The organism is Variovorax sp. KBW07, assembly GCF_003852515.1.
GTDB lineage: Bacteria > Pseudomonadota > Gammaproteobacteria > Burkholderiales > Burkholderiaceae_C > Variovorax.
Genome location: NZ_QAJK01000004.1, coordinates 50509 through 75511, shown reverse-complemented (window position 1 = coordinate 75511; position 25003 = coordinate 50509). Strand labels below are relative to the sequence as shown.

Here is a 25003-nt window from a genome sequence, read left to right as displayed (position 1 = left end):
TGGTGTACCGCTGATCAACGACCACTCTGATGACGCTCACGCGGATGGTGTGCTCTGCGCAGCGAAATAAAGGAGGAGCGAAGCGGGGGACATTCGCGGAGCAGAGCACACCGTCGGCGTGAGCGTCGCCCTGAGCAGCAGCGCGTCAAACAGCAGCGCCAAGAAACAAAGCACACGAGCGAACGGTCAGGTCCGCTGCCCCATCTCCACCAGCCGGTTGTCCGGCAACTCGAAGTAATCCGAAGCCCGCCCCGCATTCCGCTGAAGCCACCCGAACAGCACTCGGCGAACAGGATTCATCCCCGGCAGGTTCTCCTCCCCCACCGACGCACGGGACACGAAATACGAGGTCTTCATCGAATCGATCGCCAGCGTCTTCTGGTACGCCAGGATGCGGATGAACTCCGGCACGTCGGGCCGCTCCATGAACCCGTGGCGCGCGGTGACGACCCATATGCCTTCCATCAGCTGCTCCGCCTCGATGCGGATGCGCGCGTCGACACGCGGCGTGTCGCAGGGCAGCACGCGCAACACGATCACCTGGTCGTGCAGCACCTGGTTGTGCTTCAGGTTGTGCAGCAACGCATGCGGCACCGCCGTCGCATCGGGGTTCAAGAACACCGCCGTGCCGCTCACGCGGTGCGGCATGTGCAACGCCAGCGATTCGATGAACGGCCGCAGCGGCAGACTCTCCGCAGCGGCGGCCTCCAACCCCAGCCGCCGGCCCTTGGCCCAGGTGGTGAAGACGACCATCACCACCGCCGCCACCGCCAGCGTGAGCCAGCCACCGTCGGCAACCTTCAGGCTGTTCGCTATCACGAAGGTCAGGTCGACGACCACGAAGGCCAACACGCCCACGGCCACGGCCGCCTTGTTCCAGCGCCACAGGCCCCAGGCGACGATGCCGGCCAGCAGCGTGGTCGTGACCATGGTGATCGACACCGCAATGCCGTACGCCGCCGACAGCGCGCCCGAGCTGCGGAAGCCCAGCACCAGCAGCAGCACGCCCACCATCAGCAGCCAGTTCACGGCCGGCACGTAGATCTGCCCGATGGCCGAGCCCGAGGTCTGCACCACCCGCATGCGCGGCAGGTAGCCCATGCGCATGGCATGCGCCGTGAGCGAGAAGGCGCCTGAAATGACGGCCTGCGAGGCGATCACCGTGGCCATCGCGGCCAGCACCACCATCGGCAGCACGCCCCACGAGGGAAAGAGCCGGAAGAACGGGTTGTCGATGGCCGTCGGATTGCCCAGCACCAGCGCGCCTTGGCCGAAGTAGTTCAGCACCAGCCCCGGCAGCGCAATGAAGAGCCATGCCAGCCGGATCGGCTTGGCACCGAAGTGCCCCATGTCTGCATACAGCGCCTCGCCGCCCGTGAAGGCCAGGAACACCGCGCCCAGCACCGCCAGCGAATGCGCCCGGTGCTCGACCAGGAAGCCGACGGCGCGGCGCGGGTCGAGCGCCGCCAGCACCTGCGGCTGCTGCAGCACCTGCCAGGCCCCGGCCACCGCCAGCACCAGGAACCACAGCAGCATGACCGGCCCGAAGATCTTGCCGACCACGCCCGTGCCCTTCTTCTGCACCATGAACAGCGCCACAAGAATCACCACCGTGATCGGGATCACCGCGCGCTGCAGCACCGGTGCCTGCACTTCCAGCCCCTCCACCGCCGACAGCACCGAAATGGCCGGCGTGATCAGGCTGTCGCCATAGAACATGGCGGCGCCCACCAGGCCCAGCAGCCCGATCGTGTTCCACACCCAGGGCCTGGTTTTCGGGCCGGCCACCGCGCTGCGGGCCAGCGCCTGCAGCGCCAGGATGCCGCCTTCGCCGTCGTGGTCGGCGCGCAGCACGAACACCACGTACTTCAGCGTCACCACGAACATCAGCCCCCAGAAGATCAGCGAGAGCAGGCCCAGCACCGAATCCGGCGAGAACGGCACGCCGTGCTCGGGGTTCATGGTTTCCTTGAAGGCGTAGAGCGGCGAGGTGCCGATGTCGCCGAACACGACGCCGAGCGCCGCAATCATCAGCCCCGGGCCGGCCGGATGCGCGGCCTCGCCGTGCGCTGGAACCGGGGGCCGTGAGGCCGAAGCAGATGCTTTCATGAAGCAGGAAGTTCGAAGTGGCAACGTGGCGAGCATAGTGCCCGGGCATGTCGTCGCGGACAATCGTGGCGTGTCCGCCACTCCCCCCCAAGCCGCCCCGCCGGCACATTACGAAAATTTCCCGGTCGCGTCGTGGCTCTGCCCGCCGCACCTGCGCCCGCCCATTGCCGCGATCTACCACTTCGCGCGGACGGCCGACGACATCGCCGACGAAGGCGACGCCTCGCCCGACCAGCGACTGGCCGAGCTGACCGCCTACCGCGAAGAGCTCGCGCAGGCAGCGCGCGGCGAGGTGCCGCCCTCGTCGCGCTGGCCGCAGGTGTTCGGCCCGCTGGCCCATTGCATCGCGCAATACGGCCTGCCCGAAGCCCTGCTGGCCGACCTGCTGAGCGCCTTCATGCAGGACATCGTGAAGACCCGCGACCGCGGCACCTATGCCGACCGCGCCGAGCTGCTCGACTACTGCCGCCGTTCCGCCAACCCGGTCGGCCGCCTGCTGCTGCATCTGTACGGCGTGACCGATTCGCAGGCACTGGCGCAAAGCGACGCCATCTGCAGCGCCCTGCAGCTCATCAATTTCTGGCAGGACCCGAGCGTCGACCTGCCGCGCGGCCGCTTCTACTTTCCGCTGACCGACTGCGACCGGCGCAGCCTGACGCGCGAGCATTTCAAGGTTTTCGAACCTCTTTCGAACGCCCCGCCGCCCCAGGAGGCTATCAATCTGATAGCAGTCGTTTCGCACTGGGCGCGCGAGCTGATGCGAGAAGGCGCCCCGCTCGTGCACCGGCTGCCCGGCCGCGCCGGCTGGGAGCTGCGCTTCGTCGTGCAGGGCGGCCTGCGCATCCTCGACAAGATCGAAGACCTGGGCTTCGACACCTTCTCGCAGCGGCCCACCATCGGCAAGACCGATGCCCCCCTGCTGCTCTGGAACGCCATGCGGATGCGGAGACAATGGCGGCCCATGAAAGCAGCGCCTCCCCGATGAATCCCGAGCAATACGTGCAAGACAAGGCCGCCGCCTCGGGCAGCAGTTTCTATTACGCCTTCCTGTTTCTTCCCAAGCCGCGCCGCGCCGCCATCACGGCGTTCTATGCCTTCTGCCGCGAAGTCGACGACGTGGTCGACGAGGTTTCCGACCCCGGCGTGGCCGCCACCAAGCTCGCCTGGTGGCGCACCGAGGTTGCCCAGTCTTTTGCCGGCACGCCGCGCCACCCCGTGATGCAGGCACTGATGCCGCACGCCGCCGCCTACGGCATCGAGGCGCGCCAACTGCATGAAGTGATCGACGGCTGCCAGATGGACCTGGACCAGACCCGCTACCTCGACTTTCCCGGCCTGGCACGCTACTGCCACCTGGTGGCCGGTGTGGTCGGTGAAGTCGCCGCGCGCATCTTCGGCCAGACCGATCCGCAGACCACCGCCTACGCACACAAGCTCGGCCTGGCGCTGCAGCTCACCAACATCCTGCGCGACGTCGGCGAAGACGCGCTGCGCGGGCGCATCTACCTGCCCGTCAACGAGCTGCAGAAGTTCGACGTGAAAGCGCACGAGATCCTCAACCGCGTGCACTCCGACCGCTTTGTCGCGCTCATGAAGTTCCAGGCCGAGCGTGCGCACGCCGCCTACGACGAGGCCCTGGCCCTGCTCCCGCTGGCCGACCGCCGCACGCAGAAGCCCGGCCTGATGATGGCCAGCATCTACCGCACGCTGCTGCGCGAAATTGAACGCGACAACTTTCAGGTGCTGAACCAGCGCGTGAGCCTGACGCCGGTGCGCAAGTTCTGGCTGGCGTGGAAGGTGCAGGCGCTGGGGCGCATCTAGCCGTCGCGCCCATGGACCCGTGCCAAGCTCCGTATCGAGATCTGTTCGATGCGCTCTCCGCCAGCGACCGTGAGGAAGACGTCTTTCAGACGCTGCTTCGTCCATGGCTCGACGCGCACTCGGAAGAACGCGACTGGCTGAAGGCGTTTTCGCACAGCACTTCGCCCGCGCCCGTCGCCATCGAGGACTCTTGGCGCCTTTACGCGCTGTCGCGCGTCAACCAGGTCTTGCTGCTGGCCTTTCAACGCAATGAGGGCGACGGCTGGGAAGGCCCGAACCTGGGCCTGCCGGATTACCTGGCATTCATGACCGGCCTGGGTTGCCGCGTGGCCGACGAGACGGACTACTCCCCGTTCTTCCACGAAATTGTCGAAGTCGCTGAAGAGAAGAGAACGCTTTTTTCTCAGCGCAAAGCCGTTGAACTGGCACGGGTCGATTGGCCCGCGTTGATGCTCGGGACGATGCTGTTCTCGCGGGCGGGCGTTGCGGTCAGCTGTGCCCGCGGCGCCCTGCACGCCGAGATCGCAACGTCCTCGACCCTCTACTGGGAACGCTGGCGCAAGCACCGTCGCACCTCGGATCTTTCGGATGGCTGGGGCTCCAATTCGCAGTGGCGAACGCCCTTTCGCCGCGACCACATCGTCGGCGAAGAGCTGCTCTTCAACGCGGACGGCAAGCACGACCTGGCAGCACCCGGATTGCCGGCCTCCGAGTACGACGACCTGACCGTTGCCGAGCGCATCGAGCTGCTCACGCACAGGTGTTTCGTCCGTTGCGAAAAGCCGGACGATGACTTTCATCCCTACGGCGACCGCATCCAGCTTCCCCGCGGTTTCCAGCCATGAAGAAGCTCGCCGTCATCGGCGCCGGCTGGGCCGGCCTTGCCTGCGCCATCGAAGCCACGCGCCTGGGCCATGCCGTCACGTTGTTCGAAGCCGCACCCATGCCGGGCGGCCGTGCGAGGCGGGTCGACAACATCCATGGCATGGCGCTGGACAACGGGCAGCACATCCTGATCGGCGCCTACACCGCCACACTGAAGCTGATGCGCGAGGTCGGCGTCGATGCCGACACCGCGCTGCAGCGCCTGCCGCTCTCGCTGCGCTTCGCCGATGGCGGTGGGCTGAAGCTGCCGCGGCTGCCCGCGCCGCTCGACCTGCTGGCCGGCATCTTCACGGCGCGCGGCTGGACCTGGCGCGACAAGTCGTCGCTGCTGCGCACCGCCATCGGCTGGCGTCTTTCGGACTTCCGCTGCGCCAGCACCACCTCGGTGGCCGAGCTGTGCGCCAGCCTCACGCCACGCGTGATGCAGGAGCTGATCGAGCCGCTGTGCGTTTCCGCGCTCAACACGCCGGTCGGCCAGTCGAGCGGCGAAGTGTTCCTGCGCGTGCTGAAAGACGCGCTGTTCAGCGGCAGCGGCGGCGCCGACCTGCTGCTGCCCCGGGTCGACCTGGGAGCTCTTTTCCCCGACGCGGCCATCGAGTGGCTGACGAAGAACGGCGCCGCATTGCGCATCGGCACGCGCGTTCGCGCCATCGCCCCCGACGGCGCGCAGTGGCGCGTCGACGATGAAACGTTCGAGCAGGTCGTGCTGGCCTGCGCCCCGTGGGACGCAGCACGGCTGGTCCGTGCTTCGGGCCTCTCGGCAGACCACTGGTGCGAAACCACCGAAGCACTGCGCTTCGAAGCCATCGCCACGGTCTACGTGCGCAACGCCTCGCCACTGGCCGAACCCATGCTGGCGCTGCGCAGCAATCCGGCCACGGCGCCCGCGCAGTTCGCGTTCGACCGCGGCCAGCTCGGCGGCCCACAGGGCGTGTTGGCACTGGTCATCAGCGCGAATGAAGCCTCGCGCGAAACGCTGGAGCAACAGGTCATTGCGCAGGCCGCCGCGCAACTGGGGCAGGCCGGGCTTCAGCTCATACAGACCGTGGTCGAGAAGCGCGCCACCTTTGCCTGCACGCCCGCGCTGGCACGGCCACCCGCATTCATCGCGCCCGGCCTGCTGGCCAGCGGCGACTACACCGAAGGGCCCTACCCCGCCACGCTCGAAGGCGCGGTGCTCAGCGGGCTCGCCGTGGCCAATGCCTTGAAGACACCATGACAGAACTGCGCTACCTGGATTTCGACTACAGCGAAGACACGGAAGGCCATGGCACCTTCGATGCCATGGCCTCGACTTCGCCCGACAAGACGCATGAAGTGCTCGCCGAAATCGAGCAGGTGCTGGCCTGGGCGCAGGCCACTTTTCCGGGCGGGCGAGGCGCGCTCGACGACGGTGCGGTGTGGGACTGCGACCTGCAGCAGACGCGCGAAACGCCGCGCTTCGACACCGTCACCTTCTCGCTCAGCGGCACCGCCGATTTCTGCGCGGCGCTGCGCGAGCAATTCGCGCTGGACTGACCTGGCCGGCCTCAGGCCGCCTTGTTCGGCAGGCGCAGCAGGCTCAGCCCCAGCAACACGAACGCCCCGCCCGACACGCGGTTGAACACCCGCGAGCGGCGCGGGTCGCCCAGCTGCTTCTTCAGCATCCGCGCCAGCAGCACATAGAACCCGTGCGACAGCACCGAGCCCACGGCAAAGGTGGTCGTGAGCACGGCGAACTGCTCGAGGATGGGCGCGTCCTGCGTCAGGAACTGAGGGAACAGCGCCGAGAAGAACAGGATGCCCTTGGGGTTGGTCAGCGCCACGGTCACGCCGTGGCCGAACAGGCGCCACGACGAGCGATGGGCGCTGGTTGCGGCCGACGGGTCCAGGTCGGCGAACACGCTGCCCTGGCTGCGCCATTGCTTGACGCCCAGGTAGATCAGGTACGCCGCGCCGGCGAGCTTCAGCGCCAGGAAGGCATGGGCCGATGTGGTGAGCACCACGCCCAGCCCGGCCATCGCGGCGGCCGACACCATGAACAGGCCCATCGCATTGCCGAGCGAACTGATCATCGCGCGGCGCGGCCCCACGGCGATGGAGTTCGACACCGCGAGCAGCACGGCCGGGCCGGGGGTGAAGGCGACGAGCAGCGTTACGCCGCAGAAGATGAGCCAGTTGGAGAAATGCACGTTGGGTTCCTGCTCGGCATGGCGCCGCAAGATATCGAAGGCACAAAAGACGGGGGAGCGGAAACTATAGTGCGATGGCCCGTTCGCCGCAGCGGCGGCGCCAATTGCCCTCACACCCGAGAAAGAACCATGGTCACCTGCTACCTGCGCTACATCGTCGATGCCTACAAGCTCAAGGAATTCGAGCACTACGGCAAGCTCTGGATTCCGCTGGTCGAGAAGTTCGGCGGCCAGCACCACGGCTACTTCCTGCCGTCGGAAGGCACCAACAACGTGGCGCTGGCGATGTTCACCTTCCCCAGCCTGGCCGCGTACGAAACCTACCGCGCCGAATCGATGAACGACGCCGAATGCCAGGCCGCCTTCCGCTATGCGGAAGAAACCCGCTGCATCGTCAGCTACGAGCGCAGCTTCTTCCGCCCAGTATTTGGCTAACCCCCAGTCTTCGCGCACTTCGTGTCGCTACGCCAACCCCCTTGCAGGGGGCAACACCAGAGGCCCGGCGAAGCCGGTTCCTCGGTGTTTCTGGTATCGACCGTGGTGATGTTCTTGGTGCTGCCGAGCGTCAGGCGCCCAGCGCCACGCACAGCGCGTGCAGGTTCGGCACGATCAGCTGCGGCCGAGCGCCATGCACCCACGGCCGCTCGTCGCGCACCAGCCACGCCGCCTGCATGCCGACATTGAGCGCGCCCACCACGTCGAGCTCCGCATCGTCGCCCACGTGCAGCACGTCCTTGGGCAGCAGGCCGACCGAGGCGGCGGCGGCGCGAAAGATCGGCGCGTGCGGCTTGCCGCTGCCGAAGGCGCGCGCATTGAAGGCGGTGCGAAACCAGCGCCCCACGCCGGTCTTGTGGATGTCGGCGTTGCCGTTCGAAATGGCCACCAGCGGGTAGCGCTCGCTGAGCCACTTGAGTGCGGGCAGCGCGTCTTCATACAGCGTCACGCGCTGGCGCTCGGCAAAGAAGGCGTCGAAGGCCGGCTCGGCCAACGCCGGGTCTTCGCCCGCACGCGTGAGCGCGGTGCGAATCGATTCGCGGCGCAGCGCGCTCAGGTCGTGCGCCAGGTCGGAGCGCTCCTTGGCGGTGGCCTCGCGCAGCTCGCGCAATATGCCCGGGGTCAGCAGCAGCGACGCCGTCTTGGGCGCCTCACGCAGCAGCCATTCCTGCAGCACGATCTCGGCGCGTTCGATGGTCGGCCAGATCGGCCAGAGGGTGTCGTCGAGGTCGAGCGAGATCGCCGAGATGCGCGAGATGTCGAGGGGCGCAGGGCTCACGGGCGCCTTGGAAACGGAAGTCATGCCTGAGAATATCGCATGCCTCAAGACAACGAGAAGGTCGCTTCGACCGTCGAACGCACCGCCGTGCTCTGGTGCAACCTGGGTTCGCCCGACGCACCCACCGCCGCCGCCGTGCGCCCCTACCTCGCAGATTTCCTGGGCGACCCGCGCGTGGTCGAAATCCCCCGGGTGCTGTGGGCACTGATTCTTCACGGGATCATCCTGCGCGTGCGGCCGGCCAAGTCGGCCGCCAAGTACGCGAGCATCTGGATGCCCGAGGGCTCGCCGCTCAAGGTGTGGACGCAGAAACAGGCCACACTGCTGGCCGGTTGGCTCGGCGAGCACGGCCACCGCGTGACGGTGCGCGACGCCATGCGCTACGCCAATCCGTCCATCGCCTCGCGGCTCGATGCGCTGCAGGCCGAAGGCGCCACGCGCGTGCTGGTGCTGCAGGCCTACCCCCAGTATTCGGCGACCACCACCGCCAGCGTGATCGATGCGGTGAACGACTGGAGCCGCCGCCAGCGCCGCGTGCCCGAGTTCCGTTTCGTCAACCAATACCACGACGACCCGGCGTACATCGAGGCACTGGCGCAAGGCATCGAGCGCCACTGGAAAACCGAAGCCCGCGGCGAGGTGCTGCTGATGAGCTTCCACGGCATTCCCGCGCGCAACATCGCGCTCGGCGATCCGTACCAGGCGCAATGCCTCACCACCGCGCGGCTGCTCGCGGCGCGGCTCGGCCTTTCCGCGGCCCAGCACCGCGTGACCTTCCAGTCGCGCTTCGGCCGCGCCAAATGGCTCGAGCCCTACACCGAGCCGACCCTGCGCGAGCTCGGTGCCTCCGGTGTGAAGCGGGTCGACGTGGTGTGCCCGGGTTTTCCGGCGGACTGCCTCGAAACGCTGGAAGAAATTGCCATGGAAGGCCGCGAAGCCTTCATGCACGCGGGCGGCCAAGCCTTCAGCTACATCCCCTGCCTGAACGACAGCCCGGCATGGATCACCGCGCTCGCGGGCATTGCCGAACGCAACCTGGCGGGCTGGCCCACGCAAACGCAAACGCAAACACATTCACCGACGACATGAAGAAAGAACTGCACGAAGCCAACCGGCTTTCATGGAACGCGGCCACCGTCGCGCACAACAGCCACAAGGGCGACCAGGCCGCCTTCTTCCGCAATGGCGGCTCCACGCTTTTCCCCGAAGAAACCGGGCTGCTCGGCGACGTGAAGGGCCTGTCGGTGCTGCACCTTCAGTGCAACGCCGGCCAGGATTCGCTGAGCATCGCGCGCCTCGGCGCCACCGTCACGGGCGTGGACATTTCCGACGAAGCCATCACCTTCGCCACGCAGCTCTCTGCGCAGTCGGACATTCCGGCGCGCTTCGAGCGCTCGGATGTCTACGACTACTTTCGCGATGCGCAGGCGCGCGGCGACCGCTTCGACATCGTGTTCTGCTCCTACGGCACGCTGTGCTGGCTGTCCGACCTGACGGCCTGGGCACACGGCGTGTCGCAGTTGCTCAAGCCCGGCGGGCGCTTCGTGTTCATCGATTTCCATCCGTACGCGATGGTGTTCGACGAAAGCTGGCGCTTTCACTACGACTACTTCAACGACGCGCCCGTGCCCGAAGAAGGCGTGGGCGACTACGTGGCCCAGTCGGGCGACGGCCTGGTGCGCGACGGCTACGAAACCGGCGTGCAGAACTTCAGCAACCCGCACCCGAGCTTCGAGTTCATGTGGGGCGTGGGCCAGGTCACGAGCGCGCTCGCGCAGGCCGGGCTCACGCTCGAACGCCTCGACGAATATCCGTATGCCAACGGCTGGAAGCCCTTCGAGGGCATGCGCGACATCGGCGGCAAGCGCATGGCGCCGCCCGAGGGCATGCCGCGCATTCCGCTGATGTACTCGCTCGCCGCGCGCAAGCCCTGATGCGGCGCCGATAGCCGAGAGGTCAGAGCCGGGGCCGCCTCAGACCGCCGACTTGCGCGCCAGCAACGCCTCGATCGCGGCCTCCATCTCGGCGTACTCCCCTTCGCCGAAATGCTGCCGCATCACCTGCCCCTTGCTGTCGACCAGGTAGAACGCAGGCCAGTACTGGTTGTTGTAGGCCTTCCAGGTGGTGAAGCTGTTGTCTTGCGCCACCGGATAGCGGATGTCGAAACGCTGGATCGCGTCCTGCACGTTGCGCGTCGACTTCTCGTACGCAAACTCCGGCGAATGCACGCCCACCACCACGAAGCCCTGGTCCTTGTACTTCTCGTACCAGCGCACCACGTGCGGCAGCGTGCGAATGCAGTTGATGCAGGAGTAGGTCCAGAAGTCGACCAGCACCACCTTGCCCGCCAGCCCCTTCAGGGTGAGCGGCTCCGAATTGAGCCACTTGTCGATGCCCGCGAACTCCGGGGCCTTGCCGTAGTCGCGCAGGCCAGGCGACGCGGCCAGCGCACTGCTCGCCGGCCATCCGCCGCCCATGGCCGCCACCAGCGCGGAGCTTCCCACGGCGAGCCCCGAGAACGCCCTCCTGGACAACATGTTCATGATCGCCAACCTCGCTCGAATGTCAGACCGAAAGCGGTCAGGCGCGATTGTTTGCGGCGCACGCCGGGCGTGCGCATGTGTCACGGTAATTTGAAGGTTGTCCCGGCGGCGTGAAGGCCGCCGGCCTTCATTCAGTGCCTCAGAACTTGCCGAGGTAGTCCATCTTGCCCACCGGCATGCCCTTGTGGCGCAGCACGTCGTAGGCGGTGGTCACGTGGAAGAAGAAGTTCGGCAGCGCGAACTGCAGCAGGTAGCGCTGCGCGGTGAAGTGCGCTTCGCCTTCGCGCGCCTTGATGGTCACGGCACGCTCTTCCTGGCCGTCGACCTGCGCACGGTCCACGGTCGCAAGAAAGTCCTGCGTCTTCACGATCCGCGCAAGCAGGTCGTCCCAGGTCTTTTCTTCGTCGGGGAAGCTGGGCGCGGCAATGCCCGCGATGCGCGCCACGCCGAGCTTCGACGCATCGCTCGCGCGCTGAATCTGCCCGGCCAGCGTGAGCATGTCGGGCGCCAGCCGCGCATCGACCAGCGTGGCCGGGTCGATGCCGTTGGCCTTGGCGTGGGCAAGGCTCTTGTCGAGCAGATGGGTGAGTTGTCCGAGTCCGCGTGCAAAAACCGGCACGGACAGGTCGTACATCGAGAGGGCCATGGAGGTGAGCCTTGTAGTGGTTGAAGAAGCCGGCGGCGATTCTCTCGCCGCCGGGTCTTCAGTGGCTGGCGGCCCGGATAAACCCTTCGATCGGCTCCAGTTGTTCCGCCACGTTGAGCGCGGGCGCGTGGCCGCAGCCCGGCACCTCGATCACCTGCAGCCGGCCGGCCGTGCCCGGGCCACGGCGATGCATTTCCTCGATCACCTCGGGCAGCACCAGGTCGGACTCGGCGCCCCGCAGGCACAGCACCGGCACTTCGATGGCGTCGTAGTGCGGCCAGATCAGGTAGTCGTTGTCGTGCGCGCTGAACTGGCGGACCATCGCCGGGTCGTAGTGCGGCGTGACGCGGCCATCGGGCAGGCGCCGCGTGGAGCTTTCGGTCAGGCGGCGCCACTGCGCATCGCTGAGCCAGCCGTAGGGCTTGTAGACGGTGCGAAAGAAGGCCTCCAGCTCGGCCACCGTGTCGAACGCGGGCGGCTGGCCCGCATAGGCGCGGATGCGCTCGATGGCCGCCTGCGCCAGCTGCGGTGCGTTGTCGTTCAGCACCAGGCTGGCGATGCGCGCCTTCATGCGCGGCTCGAACAGGCCCGACGCGCAGACCGTGCCGATGGCGCCGCCCATCGAGGTGCCGACCCAGTGCACGCGGCCGATGCGCAGCTCGTCGCACAGCGCATTGGCAATGCGCGCATAGAACGACAGCTTGTATTCCTCGTCGGGCAGCGGGCTCCACTGGCTCAGCCCGCGGCCGATGGTGTCGGGGCAGATCACGCGAAAGCCGCGCGCCGCGAAGTGCTGCGCCAGCTCGTCCATGTCGCGGCCGGTGCGCGCCAGGCCGTGCCAGGCAATGACCACGGGCGCATCGGCCGCGCCCCATTCGAGCCAGTGAAGCTCGCGGCCCGCCAGCTGCGCGTAGCGCGACGACGGCGTCATCGACAGGTTGTCGTTACTCATCGTGCCGCCCTCGCCCGCAGCTTGCCCACGATGCCGGTGGGAAAGTAATACACCGACAGCACGAACAGCACGCCCAGCCACAGCAGCCAGCGGTCGGGCGACAGCAGCGCGGCCAGCCACGGCAGCCCGCTCGCCGCTTCGCTGCCCAGGCGCAGCAGGTCTTGCAGGTAGCTCTGCGCCACAACGAACAGTACCGCGCCGATGGCCGCGCCGTAGATGGTGCCCATGCCGCCGATCACCACGATCAGCAGCACGTCGATCATGATCTCGAAGCTCAGCGAAGTGTCGGGCCCGTTGTAGCGCAGCCAGATGGCCAGCATGGCGCCGGCCAGCGTGGCGAACAGCGCCGACAGCACGGCCGCCGTGGTGCGGTACACCACCACGCGGTAGCCGATGGCCTCGGCACGGAACTCGTTCTCGCGAATGGCCTGCAGCACGCGGCCGAACGGCGAGTTGACGATGCGCAGCAGCGCCAGCACCAGCACCACGGCCACCACGAACAGCAGGTAGTAGCACAGCAGCCGGCCATCGAGCGAGACGCCGAGGAAAGGCTCTTCGGCAAACTCGAAGCTCGGCGAGATCAGCTCGGGCAGCTTGAAGGTCAGGCCGTCTTCGCCGCCGGTGAAATCCGACAGCTGCGAGGCCAGCGTCTGGAAGGCCGAGGCCACGGCCAGCGTGATCATCGCGAAGAAGATCGCGCGCACCCGCAGCGAGAACAACCCGATGGCGAACGAGAGCACCAGCGAAATGGCCAGCGATGCGCCCAGGCCCACCAGCACCGCGCCCCAGTTGGGCCCGAGCCGCGAGGCCGAAATGGCGATACCGTAGGCCCCGATGCCGAAAAACATGGTGTGCGCGAAGCTCACGATGCCGGTGTAGCCCAGCAGCAGGTCGAAGCTGGCCACCAGCACCACGAACACCAAAATCTTGGCCGCGACGCTGAGCGCCTTGACGCCCGGGAAGATGAAAGGCGCAAAGGCCAGCGCAAGGAACACGGCCACCAGCAGCAGCGCCAGCAGGCGGCTCTTCGGGGTGTCGTTGGAGAGAAGTCTTTTCAGGAACATGACGGCTTCTTCCTCAACGGTTCGCCACGGGGTACACGCCCTGCGGCCGCCACAGCAGCACGGCCACCATCAGGAAGATGCTCGCGAACTGCGTGATGGTCGGCATCAGGAAGCCGATGTAGTTGGTCATGAGCCCCACCAGCAGCGCGCCGATGAGCGCACCGCCCGTCGAGCCCAGCCCGCCGATGATGATGACGATGAAGATCAGCACGTTGACCTGCGCGCCCATCTGCGGCACCAGGTTCTGCTGGAACAGCCCCCACATCACGCCGCCCAGGCCGGCCAATGCGCTGCCCACCACGAACACGCCGACGAACAGCCGGCCGATGCGGTAGCCGAGCGACTCGACCATTTCGCGGTCTTGCACGCCGGCGCGAATGAGCAGGCCGATCTTGGTGCGGCCCAGCGTCCAGGCAAGCAGGCCGAACACCACCACGCCCACGGCCACCGCGAGCAGCCGGTACTTGCTGATGGCGGCATCGCCGATGAGCAGCGAACCGCGCAGCGCCTCGGGCAGCGGCAGCGGTATCTGCGCCGGACCCCAGATCACCTTGATGAGCTCCTCGCCGATGATCATGCCGCCCATGGTGATGAGGATCTGCTTCAGGTGCTGGCCGTACACGGGCCGCACGATGAAGCGCTCGAACGCCAGGCCCACCGCGCCGGCCACGAGCATCGCGACCAGCATCGCGGGGAACACCGCCACCAGGTTGCGCCACAGCTCGCCCGAGCCGGTCCAGTCGCCCATCAGGCCCAGCACACTGCTGGCCACGAAGGCGCCCAGCGCAATGAACACGCCGTGGCCGAAATTGAGCACGTCCATCAGGCCGAACACCAGCGTCAGGCCCGAGGCGATGATGAAGATGATCATGCCCATCGCCAGCCCCGCGACCGTGAGCGTGAGCCAGGTCGAGAAGGAGCCGGTGAGCGGCAGCGCGACGAGCGCGAGCACGGGGGCCAGCACCAGCGGCTTCCAGTCGAAGTCGAGTGCTTTCATTGCAGCGCTCCCTCTTGCCCCCTCTCCCGCATGCGGGAGAGGGTCGGGGTGAGGGCCAGCGGCGCCAACACGAGGGCATGGCCATTGCACAGGCCGCCTGCCCTCACCCTAGCCCTCTCCCGCAAGCGGGAGAGGGGACGAGACACGAAATACTTCATAGCGCGAGACCCAGGAGAGATTGCTGCAACTGCGCGTCCTCGGAGAACGCCGCCATCGAACCGCTGTGCACCACGCGGCCGTTGTCCATCACCGCGACGGAGTCGCCCAGGCGCTGGGCGAAGTTGATGTTCTGTTCGACCAGCAGGATGGTCACGCCGCTGCGCTTGAGCTCGGCAAAGGCGTCGATCATGTTGTTGATCATCACGGGCGCCAGGCCCTTGCTGGGCTCGTCGATCAGCAGCAGCTCGCGCGGCTCGACGATGGCGCGCGACACGGCCAGCATCTGCTTCTGCCCGCCCGACAGCTTGCCCGCCGGGTGGTTCCAGAATTTCTCGACCGCGGGGAAGAGCTTGAAGATCCACTTCAGGCGCGTGTCGTCGATCTGCGCGGCGTTCTTTGCGCCGCGCGCGGCGAGCAGCATGTTCTCTTTCACCGTCAGGTCCGAGAAGATGCCCATGTTCTCGGGCACGTAGGCAATGCCGAGCCCGGCGATCTGCGGGGTCTGCATCGCGGTGATGTCCACCCCCTTGTCCTGGCCGAAGCCCACCCTGCCCTGCGACGCATGCCACAGGCCCATGATGGTTCGCAGCGTGGTCGTCTTGCCCGCGCCGTTGCGGCCCAGCAGCATGGTGAGCTGGCCACGGGGCACGGCAAGGTCGACACCGTGGAGGATGTGATACGCCCCGATGTGCGTGTGCACGCCTTCGAGGGTCAGGAGATTCGTGCTCATGCAGCCTCCTTCGCAATGCCCAGGTAGGCCTCTTGCACCACCGGCGATGCAATCACCTCGGCTGGCTCGCCGTCGGCCACCAGCGTGCCGTTGTGCAGCACGATGATCCGGTCGGCCAGCTCGCGCACCACGTCCATCTTGTGTTCGACCAGCAGGATGGTCTTGCTCTTGTCCTGCTTGAGCTTGCGGATCAGGTCGAGAATGACCGGCGCCTCGGCCGCGTTCATGCCGGCCGTGGGTTCGTCGAACATGAAGACCTTCGGTTCCAGCGCCATCAGCAATGCCACCTCGAGCTTGCGCTGGTCGCCGTGCGGCAGGCTGGCCACCGTCGCGTGCTCGCGCGATTTCAGCGCCACGTCGGCCAGGATCTGGTCCGCGCGTTCGGTCAGCGCCTTGTGGTCGCTCCAGATGCTCCACAGGTTCAGCCCGCGCCGGTGCGCGCCCTCGCGCGTGGCCTGCACCGCGAGCCGCACGTTCTCCAGCACCGTGAGGTTGGGGAACAGGTTGGTCAGCTGAAAGGCGCGCCCCAACCCCGCGTGCGTGCGCGCCGACGGCGACAGGCCCGACAGCAGTTGCCCGTCGAGCGACACCGTGCCCGCGCTCGCCTTGAGCTGGCCCGAGATCAAATTGAAGTAGGTGGTCTTGCCCGCCCCGTTGGGGCCGACGATGGCCGTCAGCGTGCCCGGCGCAAAGGCGCAGCTCACACTGTTGACGGCCACGTGTCCCCCGAAGCGGATGGTCAGGTCTCGGGTCTCAAGCATCGTTGGTGGTCATTGCAAAAAGGAAAAGTGAATCGGTCGCGACCGGCTTCAACAGCTGCCGATCACGTAGTAGTTGGGGCCGGTCTGCTTCAGCGTGGTGATGGCGTAGATGTTCCACAGGCCCATCGACTGCCCCGAGCCATAGGCATAGGTCAGGCCCCACAGCGCATAGGCGCGGCCGGCGATGGTGTGCGCGTAGTTGCTCGCGGTGTAGCAGGTTCCGCCGCCGCCCGGGCCCGCGGTGGTGGTGCCGGTAGCGGCAGCCGACATGGCGCCCACGGCGTTGCTGGCGTCCAGCGCGGCCACGGTCCAGCTGTAGCTGGTCGATGCGGCCAGGCCGCTGTCGGTGTAGCTGGTGCCGGCCACCGGCGCGGCGTTGACCTTGCTGCCGCCGCGATAGACGTTGTAGCCCGTGGCGCCCGAAACGCTGGTCCAGGCAATCGTCATGCTGCTGCTGGTCGCGCCCGAAGTGCCCACGCCGGTCGGTGCCGGCAATGCCGATCCGCCGCCCGAGCTGGTCACGCGGTCGACCATGGCCTTCAGCGCCACCATCTGCGGGCCCGACTTCTTTGCGTAGTTGGCGCTGTCGTAGCCCCACCAGTCCCAGCAGCTGTTGGTGGCCGCGGTGCTGGTCTGCGGATAGATCAGCACGATGTTGTTGGTGTCGGCCCAGCGGTTGTAGCCAGTCTTCTTCACGTACTGGTCACTCACGTCGGTGTAGTTCTGCTTGCAGCCGTGCAGCACCAGGTGCACGCGGCACGATGCGGTGGTGCAGGCCTGCGGCACGTAGATCCAGCCGGTGGCCGCCACGCCGTGGCCGGTGATGAACTCCGACTGGTTGAACTCGGTGAAGGTGCCGCCCAGCGTGCCGTTGTTGCGCGGGTTCAGCGGCCCGTACAGGTGCGTGAGGATCTCGCCCGCCAGGTCGAAGCCGCAGTTGTTGATGTACGGTGCGGCGGTGGTGCTGCAGGCGCCGCCGTAGTCGTCGGTCACCATGGCATGGCCCGCGCCGATGTTGTTCTTGTAGACCGTGTTGGCCGCGGGCACGAAGCTCTGGTAGTAGGTCTTCAGGTCGTCCATCACCGCCTGCTTGACGGTGTTGTCCGAGGTGCCGGAGAACAGGTACACCTTCGAGCCGCTCAAGTTCGACACCGGATCGATCGCGCCGCTGGCGGCCCAGCTGTTGGTGGTGCTGACGAGCGACGACACCGGAATGCTGGTGCTGTGCGTCATGCAGCGCCCGGTGGCATTGAGCACCGAGCCTTCGGCGCAGTAGAACGGCCCGCCGGCCACCACGCCGGCGCCGCGCTTGAAGGTGGCCGAATAGGCCACGTGCAGTTGCACCGCCGCGAAGCCGCCCGCCGACAGGCCGGACACGCTCACCTCCGCGGGGTTGGCGCCCAGCGCCGGCAACGGCACAGCCGCCGTCGCGGCATGCGCCGCCATCGTCATTGCCGCAGCCGCGGCCAGTCCCTTCCAGTTCCATCGCATCGCTGCCATCGCTGTCTCCTTCTGTTGTAGGTGTGTCGAACGCTTGCTTGCTGACGAATCGGCCGTTGGTGCGCCGCGCCGGCGCCGCAAAAGGCGCAGGCTGGCGCTTCGCCCGGCGGCCATCCGGGGCGAAGGGAATGCGGCCCGTTTGCCGGGGCCGCGGCTAGCTAGGTGTGCTGTGCGCTGCGCTCAGCGCTTGTTTTTGATGGGGATGTCCATCTCTTCGGGCTTGATCTCGTGGACCAACTCGGGCACGCCCCATGCGAACGCCGGGTCGACCTTGATCCTGAAGTGGTACATCGACTGCATCGCCTGATGGTCTTCCTTGCGGAAAGTCATCTTGCCCTTGGGCGTGTCGAAGCTCATGCCTTCCATGGTGCTGATGAGCTTGTTGGTGTTGGTGTCGCCGTTGGTCTTCTTCAGCGCCGTCACCACTGCCATCGCGGCCGAGAAACCACCGGCCGTAAAGAAGTCCGGCGGCGTCTTGAACTGCTTGTAGTGCGCCGAGACCATCGCCTCGTTCACCGGGTTCTTCGGGATGCCGAAGTAGTAGTACGCCGCGCCTTCCATGCCCGGCAGCGCCTTGTAGGCGGCCATGGCGGGCAGGATGTTGCCGCCGGTGGCGATCTCGATGCCGTAGCGCTTCAGGTCGAGGTCGACGATCTTGAACGGGTTGCCCGCGCCGGCCCACACGATCCAGATGATCTTGCGGCCCGGCTGGTCTTTCAGCTTGTCGATCAGGCGCTGGGCACCGGCGGTGAAGTCGGTGGTGGCGGGCGGCAGGTATTCCTCGTGCACCAGCTTCGCCTTCTTCAGCGCGCTGCCGAAGGCCTTCACGCCGTCGCGGCCAAAGGCGTTGTCTTGCGCCAGCGTGGCCACGGTCACGCCGGCCTTGTCGACCGCCACCGCGTTCGAGATGGCGTCCTGGCTCGAATTGCGGCCGGTGCGGAAGATGTACTTGTTCCACTTGTCGCCGGTGATCGAATCGGCCACGGCGGGCTCGACGATCAGGATCTTCTTGTACTCCTCGGCCACCGGCAGCATGGCCAGCGCCACGCCCGAGGCCGAGGGGCCGACGGCCAGCGCGGCCTTGTCGTCGGAGTACGCGGTGGCCAGCAAAGACTTGCCGAGGTCGGGCTTGCCCTGGTCGTCCTTCTCGAGGACCACGAGCTTCTTGCCGTTGACCGTCATCGTGCCGCCGGTGGCGTAGTCCAGGCCCATCATGAAGCCGGTCTGCGTCTGCTTGCCGTAGGCCTCGAACGGACCCGTCCGGCTGTAGATGTGGGCGATGCGGATTTCGTTGGATTGGGCCCAGGCCGGTGCGGCGGATGCGCAGGTGGCGAGCGCGGCCAGCGCGACGAGGTGGCGACGGTTCATCTTTGTGTCTCCTGAAAATGGTGACTGAATATTGCACAGTTCGTGCCACACAGTTAAACCATTGATAACAAAGGTTTCTTCATTGGAAGAAACCTCTTTCAGGCTGCTTTCAGGACACTTGCAATGCCTGAATTTCAGGCATTTGTATTTTTTTCAGTCAGGGTTTGCCAGAGGTTTGGCGGGCTGCGATCCAGCGCTGGAATTCGCGCTCGGCCTGCATGCGGAATTCGTTGCGCGCGTGGTTGCAGGCGGCATGGGCCAGCCGCCGGTGCTTGGGGCTGCGCACGCCGCCCAGCGTCGAATCGACGAGGTGCTCGATGGTCGCGGACTCGGGCCGGCCATGCGGCTCATCGAAATCCATGGGCAGACCACACCAATGGCAGTTGGGGCCGAAGGTCGACCGCAGGGCTCGAACGCTCACAGGTTTGCGAGCTCCAGGACTTCCTGCCCCATCAGCAGGCAGCTCTTGTCCATCGGGTAGTAGATGAGCCGCATCCGGTAGTTGCCCTTGTAGATCGAGCCCCAGACCTCCAGCACCTTGAACTGCTGCTTCTTGTTGGCCGGGTTGCGGATGGGCGCGAGCTCCTTGACCTCGGGACCGACCTCCATGCGGTTGTCCTCCCCGAAGTGAAAGACCAGGAGTTTCCGGGCCTGCACGACGGCTTCGCTCGCGCATTGCGGCGGTGGTGGTGCGGCGCTGGCCGTGCCGGCGGCGGCACAGAAGATGGAACAGGCGGCGATGCGGGCAAGAGCCTTCATGGGTCGTGGAGCGTGGGGGTTGGGTTGCGTTCTGGGGCGGGAGTATCGCCGGGCGTGCGCTCAACGCGCCTCACGCATGAAGCCCGGCAAACTCACGCCGACCGCTCCTGGCTCGTCATCCGCTCATACAGCGTCGCGCGCGAAATGCCGAGCAGCCGCGACGTCGCCAGCTTGTTCCCGCCCGTCGATGCCAGCGCCGCCGCAATCGCCTTGTGCTCCAGCTCCGCCACCTGTTGCGCCAACGGCCGCAGCAAGTCCGCCTCCCCCTCACCGCTCACATGCGAAAGATCTGGCAGCTCGATCTGCTCCAGCCCGGCTTCGCGCAGGATGCGTTCGAGTTGCGCGGCGTCGATGCGTTGCGAGTCGCTGCGCATGGTCACCTGCTCCAGCACGTTGCGCAGCTCGCGGATGTTGCCGCGCCAGTGCTGGCCGGCGAGCAGCGCGAGTGCATCGGGCGTCAGCTCGGGCGGCGCCTCGCCGCTGCGCAGTGCCATGTCTTCGCCGAGCGCCTCGACCAGCGCGGGAATGTCGGCACGCCGTTCGCGCAGCGGCGGCACGCGCAGCGGCAGCACGTTGAGGCGGTAGTACAGGTCTTCGCGAAACAGGCCGCGCCGCACCAGCTCGGGCAGGTCGCGCGAGGTGGCGGCGATCACACGCGCGTCGAAGGGCACGAGCTTGTTGGAGCCGAGCGGTTCGATCTCGCCCTCTTGCAGCGCGCGCAGCAACTTGGCCTGCAGGCCGAGCGGCATGTCGCCGATCTCGTCGAGAAACAGGCTGCCGCCGTCGGCCAGCTTGAACTTGCCTTCGCGCCCTCGCCTGTCGGCGCCGGTGAAGGCACCGGGTGCGAAGCCGAAGAACTCGGCCTCCAGCAAGGTGTCGGGCACGGCCGCGATGTTGACGCTGACGAACTGCCCCTTGGCGCGTGCCGACGACGCATGGATAGCATGCGCCAGCAGTTCCTTGCCGGTGCCGGTTTCGCCCAGCAGCAGCACCGGGCTGGCCGACTGCGCGGCGCGGCGTGCATGGCGCTTGACCTCCACCGCCGCCGGGCTGCTGCCGATGAAGCTGGCAAAGGTGTACTTGGAACGGCGCTGGCCGTCGGCATGCTGGTACAGCGGGTTGTTGCGCTGGCTGGCAAGTTCGCGCCGCGCGTCGTCGAGGTCGCGCTGCAGCAGCGCGAACTTGCTGATGAGCGGCTGCAGCGTGGTCTCGGGCTGGTCGAACAGCACGATGCCGATGGCACCGATGACGTCACCCACACCACCCGCCGCGTCCTCGCGTTCTTCGCGCAGCGGAATGCGGCTGACGACAAAGGTGCCGGCCTTGTTGGTGAGCAGGTCGATCAAGATGGGCTCGCCGGTTTCGAGCACGCGCCGCATCTGCGTGTTGGGAATGACGTCTTCGACCATGTGGCCCAGGAACTGGTCGATGGACGAGAAGCCCAGCGCCGGCAAGAAGCGCCGGTAGCCCTCGTTGACCCACACGATGCGCCCGCTGCTGTCGACCAGAAACATGCCCTGGCTGATGCTTGAAAACAAATGAAACATCGAGCGCGCTGCGAGCGCGAGAATCCCCTCGGCGTCGAGGGGCAAGGCGGGCGGTGCGGCGGCTGTTGAAGCGGTGGGGGCTGCGGGCATGCGCGGATCGTAGCGCGCATCCTTCGAGGGCAAACCGGGCATCGGCCGCCTTCATGAAATGCTCAGGGTGCGGCCTGGAAAACCAAGCTCTTCATAAAGCCTTAAGTAAATCAATCGTTTGATTTCGCGCGTGGTGTAATGCCGGCCATGAACGCGACAGCCACCACCACCCAGGCCCCGCGCCGCGCACCGCGCAGCGACGGCGCCGAGGCACGCCATCGCCTGCTGCACACCGCGCTGCGCCTGTTCGCGCAGAAGGGCTTCGCCAAGACATCGACGCGCGAGATCGCCCGCGAGGCCGAGGTCAACATCTCGGCCATCAGCTACTACTTCGGCGACAAGGAGGGGCTGTATTCCGCCACCTTCAACGAGCCGATGGGCGGCGATTCGGCCGACCTCGTGGCCGCCTGCAACGTGCCCGGCCAGTCGCTCGAAGCCACGCTGCGCATCTGCCTGGCATCCATGATCGATCCGCTGAAACAGGGCGAGATCGTGCGGCAATGCATCCAGCTGCACATGCGCGAAATGCTGGAGCCCACCAGCCGTTGGGCCGAAGAACTCGAAAAAGACATCAAGGGCCCGCACCGCGCCATTGCCGACCTGCTGTGCCGCCACTTGAAGCTGGACCGGGCCGACGACGACATCCACCGCCTGACCTTCGCCATCACCGGGCTGTCGATGCAGCTCTATGTGAGCCAGGACTTCATCGAAGCCATCCGGCCTTCGCTGCTGCGCACGCCGCGCGCCATCGACGCCTGGGCCGACCGCCTGACGGGCTATGCGCTGGCACTGGTGCAAGCCGAAGAAACACGCCGCAAGGCCGCGGCCACCCCCAGCATTCCGGCTCCCGCACGCGCTGCGAGAAAGAAGCAATGAGAAAACTCCGACTGATCGCCACCCTCTGCCTGCCGCTCGGCCTTGGCCTGGGCCTTTCGGGCTGCGCCCTGACACGCCCTCCCGCCCAGGTCGAGGCACCGTTGCCCGCGCAATGGCACGCGCCCCTGCCCCACGGCGGCTCGCTCGCCTCGCTGGCCGACTGGTGGCGCCAGCTGGACGACCCGCTGCTGGTCGAGCTGATCGCCGCGGCCGAAGCGGCCAGCCCCAACGTGGCCAGCGCCGCGGCCCGCGTGGCCGAGGCGCGCTCGACGCGCGTGCAGGCTGGCGCAGCGTTGCTGCCGAGCCTGGACGGCACGGCATCGGCCAGCCGCGGCGTCTCGGCCTCGTCACTTGGCGCGGGCGGCTCCGGCGGTTCTGGCTCTTCGGGTGGTTCCGGCGGCGGCGGCAGCAGCGCCTCGGCCACCGCGCCGGTCACCACGCTGCAGGCCGGCCTGCAGTCCAAGTGGGAGATCGACCTGTTCGGCCGCCTGCGCGCCGACCGCGATGCCGCCGAAGCCAAGCAGAACAGCGCCGATGCCAAATGGCACGACGCGCGGGTGGTTGTTGCCGCCGAAACGGCCAACGCCTATTTCGCCGAACGCGCCTGCCAGGAGCAGTTGCGCGTGGCCGAGTCCGACACGCGTTCGCGCGCCGAGACCTCGCGCCTGACCGATCTTTCGGCGCGCGCCGGCTTCACCTCGCCGGCCGACGCCGCGCTGGCACGCGGCAGCGCCGCCGACGCCTCGGGCCGCCTTATCCAGCAGCGCGCCTCTTGCGCGGTGCAGCGCAAGGCACTGGTGGCACTCAGCGGCATCGACGAAACCACGCTGGCGCAAAAGCTCGCGGCATCGCCCGCGCAGCGCGTGTTGCCGGCCGTGGGCAGCATCGCCAGCGTGCCGGCACAGGCCATCTCGCAACGGCCCGACGTGTACGCGGCCGAACTCGGCGTGGCTTCGGCCAGTGCCGAGGTGGGCTCCGCCGAGGCCGAGCGCTATCCCAAGCTCACGCTGTCGGGCTCGATCGGGCGCACGCAATTCCGCACCGACGGCGTGCGGCAATCGCTGGACACATGGACGGTCGGCCCGCTGTCGCTCACCGTGCCGCTGCTCGACGGCGGCTCGCGCATTGCCAACCGTGATGCGGCCAAGGCACGCTATGCCGAAGCCGTGTCGACCTACCGCGCCAGCGTGCGGCAGGCGGTGCGCGAAGTGGAAGAAGCACTGGTGAACCTCGACGCGACCGACGCGCGCACCACCGATGCCGACACCGCGGTGCAGAACTACCAGGCTTCGTTCAACGCCACGCAGGCCCGCTACGGCAGCGGCCTTGCCAGCCTGTTCGAGCTGGAAGATTCGCGCCGCACGCTGTTCACCGCGCAAACCGCGCGCGTCTCCCTGCAACGCGAGCGCACCGAAGCCTGGGTTGCGCTCTACCGCTCGATGGGCGGCGGCTGGAGCCGCCCCGAATCGTCCTCAATGACCACCACACCGACCTCCAAGGTTGCGACGTCGCCATGAAAAGAATGAAACGTTCCACTCTCGTCATCGCGCTGCTGGCGCTGATCATCGTCATCGCGGGCGTCCTCTGGATGACGCGCAAGCCTGAAGAAAAAACCGCCGGGCCGGCCACGGCAGCGACCAAGGGCAAGGACGGCGCCCGCGCGCCCAAGCCCGCGCTGACCGTCACCGTCGCCAAGCCCGAGGCCACCGAGCTGCAACTCACGCTCGCGGCCAACGGCAACGTGGCCGCATGGCAGGAGGCCGTCATCGGCTCCGAATCCAACGGGCTCAGGCTGGCCGAAGTGCGCGTGAACGTGGGCGACGTGGTCAAGAAGGGCCAGGTGCTGGCGGTGTTCTCGCCCGAGACGGTGCAGGCCGACATTGCACAGTCGCGTGCCTCGCTGGCCGAAGCAAAGGCCACCGCCGCCGATGCCGCCGGCAATGCCGCGCGCGCCCGCACGCTGCAGGCCACCGGCGCACTGAGCCAGCAGCAGATCAACCAATACCAGACCACCGAGCAGACCGCCAAGGCGCGCGTCGAGGCGGCCGAAGCGGTGCTGGCGGCGCAGCAGGTGCGCGGCCGCAACACGCAGGTGCTGGCACCCGACGACGGCGTGATCTCGGCGCGCACCGCCACGGTGGGCAGCGTGGTGGCCTCGGGCACCGAGCTGTTCCGTCTGATCCGCCAGGGCCGGCTCGAATGGCGCGCCGAAGTCACCTCGGCCGAACTGGGCCGCATCGCGGTCGGCACGCCGGCCTTCGTGGTCAGCGCCAGCGGCGCGCAGGTGCGCGGCACGGTGCGCAGCATCGCACCCACTGTCGATCCGCAGACGCGTGCGGCGCTGGTCTATGTCGACCTGCCGAACGTGCTGCAGAACACCGGCGTCAAGGCCGGCATGTTCGCGCGCGGCGACTTCGAACTGGGCCGCAGCTCGGCGCCCACGGTGCCGCAGACGGCCATCGTGCCGCGCGACGGCTTCAACAACGTGTTCGTGCTGCGCCCCGACAACCACGTGGCGCAGATGAAGGTGCAGATCGGCCGCCGGCTGAACGACCGCATCGAGATCACCAGCGCGCTGCCCGACGGCGCCCAGGTGGTGGTGCAAGGCGCCGGCTTCCTGAACGACGGCGACCTGGTGCGCGTGGTCGATGCGCCGCCCGCCGCCGCCGCTCCCGCGGCCCAGCCCGCCAATGCAGCCAAGGCAGCCACGTCGGCCGCCAGCGCCAACGCTGCCAAGTAAGACAACAAGGAC

General features: G+C 67.3%; 26 protein-coding genes. 11 read left to right on the top strand and 15 right to left on the bottom strand.

Features of this window, described 5'->3' with window-relative positions:
* Positions 1–186 precede the first annotated feature (186 nt).
* On the bottom strand, positions 187–2031 hold the full coding sequence (locus tag DBV14_RS01050) for a potassium transporter Kup (RefSeq protein WP_124457343.1): 1845 nt from the start codon (positions 2029–2031) through the stop codon (positions 187–189).
* 148 nt (positions 2032–2179) lie between these two features.
* Here DBV14_RS01050 and hpnC point away from each other — a divergent pair, with 148 nt between their 5' ends.
* From hpnC to DBV14_RS01025, 5 genes are read left to right on the top strand one after another with little or no spacing between them, the layout of a single operon-like run.
* A complete protein-coding gene (hpnC, locus tag DBV14_RS01045; protein ID WP_124457335.1) occupies positions 2180–3094 on the top strand; it encodes a squalene synthase HpnC in 915 nt (304 codons plus the stop codon).
* A complete protein-coding gene (gene hpnD / locus DBV14_RS01040; protein ID WP_124457334.1) occupies positions 3091–3930 on the top strand; it encodes a presqualene diphosphate synthase HpnD in 840 nt (279 codons plus the stop codon). Before hpnC ends, hpnD begins: the two co-directional genes overlap by 4 nt.
* A gap of 11 nt (positions 3931–3941) precedes the next feature.
* Positions 3942–4775, top strand: a complete 834-nt coding sequence (locus DBV14_RS01035; RefSeq protein WP_124457333.1) for a hypothetical protein — start codon at positions 3942–3944, stop codon at positions 4773–4775.
* Positions 4772–6034, top strand: coding sequence for a hydroxysqualene dehydroxylase HpnE (hpnE, locus tag DBV14_RS01030; RefSeq protein WP_124457332.1), 1263 nt, complete (start codon positions 4772–4774; stop codon positions 6032–6034). Before DBV14_RS01035 ends, hpnE begins: the two co-directional genes overlap by 4 nt.
* Positions 6031–6333 (top strand): hypothetical protein, encoded by a 303-nt coding sequence (locus DBV14_RS01025; protein WP_124457331.1) that lies wholly within the window; start codon positions 6031–6033, stop codon positions 6331–6333. Before hpnE ends, DBV14_RS01025 begins: the two co-directional genes overlap by 4 nt.
* An 11-nt stretch (positions 6334–6344) precedes the next feature.
* Here the strand turns inward: DBV14_RS01025 and DBV14_RS01020 are convergent, their stop codons facing one another.
* Positions 6345–6986, bottom strand: coding sequence for a LysE family translocator (locus DBV14_RS01020; protein ID WP_124457330.1), 642 nt, complete (start codon positions 6984–6986; stop codon positions 6345–6347).
* A gap of 129 nt (positions 6987–7115) precedes the next feature.
* Here DBV14_RS01020 and DBV14_RS01015 point away from each other — a divergent pair, with 129 nt between their 5' ends.
* Complete coding sequence (locus tag DBV14_RS01015; protein ID WP_124457329.1) at positions 7116–7421, top strand: NIPSNAP family protein; 306 nt, start codon at positions 7116–7118, stop codon at positions 7419–7421.
* 130 nt (positions 7422–7551) lie between these two features.
* Here the strand turns inward: DBV14_RS01015 and DBV14_RS01005 are convergent, their stop codons facing one another.
* The gene (locus DBV14_RS01005; protein ID WP_124457328.1) at positions 7552–8283 is read right to left on the bottom strand and encodes an HAD family hydrolase; all 732 of its coding nucleotides are present in this window, start codon (positions 8281–8283) and stop codon (positions 7552–7554) included.
* A gap of 15 nt (positions 8284–8298) precedes the next feature.
* Between DBV14_RS01005 and hemH the strand changes: the two genes are divergently transcribed.
* Positions 8299–9348, top strand: a complete 1050-nt coding sequence (gene hemH / locus DBV14_RS01000; RefSeq protein ID WP_124457327.1) for a ferrochelatase — start codon at positions 8299–8301, stop codon at positions 9346–9348.
* Complete coding sequence (locus DBV14_RS00995; protein WP_124457326.1) at positions 9345–10193, top strand: bifunctional 2-polyprenyl-6-hydroxyphenol methylase/3-demethylubiquinol 3-O-methyltransferase UbiG; 849 nt, start codon at positions 9345–9347, stop codon at positions 10191–10193. The genes hemH and DBV14_RS00995 overlap by 4 nt, the downstream gene beginning before the upstream one ends.
* 39 nt (positions 10194–10232) lie before the next feature.
* On the opposite strand, the gene DBV14_RS00990 is transcribed toward DBV14_RS00995, so the two are convergent.
* The 12 genes from DBV14_RS00990 to DBV14_RS00935 all read right to left on the bottom strand — a co-directional run bounded on the left by DBV14_RS00990 (position 10233) and on the right by DBV14_RS00935 (position 21375).
* Positions 10233–10736: a thioredoxin family protein gene (locus DBV14_RS00990; protein ID WP_260396768.1), complete on the bottom strand. Its 504-nt coding sequence runs from the start codon at positions 10734–10736 to the stop codon at positions 10233–10235.
* A gap of 205 nt (positions 10737–10941) precedes the next feature.
* A complete protein-coding gene (locus DBV14_RS00985) occupies positions 10942–11448 on the bottom strand; it encodes a DUF1993 family protein (RefSeq protein ID WP_124457325.1) in 507 nt (168 codons plus the stop codon).
* Between the two features lie 58 nt (positions 11449–11506).
* Positions 11507–12379: an alpha/beta fold hydrolase gene (locus DBV14_RS00980; protein WP_124457341.1), complete on the bottom strand. Its 873-nt coding sequence runs from the start codon at positions 12377–12379 to the stop codon at positions 11507–11509.
* A 17-nt stretch (positions 12380–12396) separates the two neighbouring features.
* Complete coding sequence (locus tag DBV14_RS00975; RefSeq protein ID WP_124457324.1) at positions 12397–13464, bottom strand: branched-chain amino acid ABC transporter permease; 1068 nt, start codon at positions 13462–13464, stop codon at positions 12397–12399.
* A gap of 13 nt (positions 13465–13477) precedes the next feature.
* The gene (locus tag DBV14_RS00970; RefSeq protein ID WP_124457323.1) at positions 13478–14461 is read right to left on the bottom strand and encodes a branched-chain amino acid ABC transporter permease; all 984 of its coding nucleotides are present in this window, start codon (positions 14459–14461) and stop codon (positions 13478–13480) included.
* Positions 14462–14615: 154 nt separating this feature from the next.
* The gene (locus DBV14_RS00965; RefSeq protein WP_124457322.1) at positions 14616–15350 is read right to left on the bottom strand and encodes an ABC transporter ATP-binding protein; all 735 of its coding nucleotides are present in this window, start codon (positions 15348–15350) and stop codon (positions 14616–14618) included.
* Positions 15347–16111 (bottom strand): ABC transporter ATP-binding protein, encoded by a 765-nt coding sequence (locus DBV14_RS00960; RefSeq protein WP_124457321.1) that lies wholly within the window; start codon positions 16109–16111, stop codon positions 15347–15349. The genes DBV14_RS00965 and DBV14_RS00960 overlap by 4 nt, the downstream gene beginning before the upstream one ends.
* Positions 16112–16159: 48 nt before the next feature.
* Complete coding sequence (locus DBV14_RS00955; protein WP_124457320.1) at positions 16160–17611, bottom strand: hypothetical protein; 1452 nt, start codon at positions 17609–17611, stop codon at positions 16160–16162.
* Between the two features lie 180 nt (positions 17612–17791).
* On the bottom strand, positions 17792–18979 hold the full coding sequence (locus DBV14_RS00950) for a substrate-binding domain-containing protein (protein WP_124457319.1): 1188 nt from the start codon (positions 18977–18979) through the stop codon (positions 17792–17794).
* A gap of 157 nt (positions 18980–19136) precedes the next feature.
* The gene (locus DBV14_RS00945; protein ID WP_260396763.1) at positions 19137–19340 is read right to left on the bottom strand and encodes a hypothetical protein; all 204 of its coding nucleotides are present in this window, start codon (positions 19338–19340) and stop codon (positions 19137–19139) included.
* A 56-nt stretch (positions 19341–19396) separates the two neighbouring features.
* Positions 19397–19738, bottom strand: coding sequence for a hypothetical protein (locus DBV14_RS00940; RefSeq protein WP_124457317.1), 342 nt, complete (start codon positions 19736–19738; stop codon positions 19397–19399).
* A 92-nt stretch (positions 19739–19830) separates the two neighbouring features.
* Positions 19831–21375 carry a sigma-54-dependent Fis family transcriptional regulator gene (locus tag DBV14_RS00935; RefSeq protein ID WP_124457340.1) on the bottom strand — a complete coding sequence of 515 codons (1545 nt, stop codon included), beginning with the start codon at positions 21373–21375 and terminating at the stop codon, positions 19831–19833.
* Positions 21376–21522: 147 nt separating this feature from the next.
* Between DBV14_RS00935 and DBV14_RS00930 the strand changes: the two genes are divergently transcribed.
* Genes DBV14_RS00930 through DBV14_RS00920 form a run of 3 tightly spaced genes read left to right on the top strand, consistent with a single transcriptional unit; the run spans position 21523 to position 24991 of the window.
* Positions 21523–22251 (top strand): CerR family C-terminal domain-containing protein, encoded by a 729-nt coding sequence (locus tag DBV14_RS00930; RefSeq protein WP_260396762.1) that lies wholly within the window; start codon positions 21523–21525, stop codon positions 22249–22251.
* The gene (locus tag DBV14_RS00925) at positions 22248–23768 is read left to right on the top strand and encodes an efflux transporter outer membrane subunit (protein WP_124457315.1); all 1521 of its coding nucleotides are present in this window, start codon (positions 22248–22250) and stop codon (positions 23766–23768) included. The genes DBV14_RS00930 and DBV14_RS00925 overlap by 4 nt, the downstream gene beginning before the upstream one ends.
* Positions 23765–24991, top strand: coding sequence for an efflux RND transporter periplasmic adaptor subunit (locus tag DBV14_RS00920; RefSeq protein WP_124457314.1), 1227 nt, complete (start codon positions 23765–23767; stop codon positions 24989–24991). Before DBV14_RS00925 ends, DBV14_RS00920 begins: the two co-directional genes overlap by 4 nt.
* Positions 24992–25003: the final 12 nt, after the last annotated feature.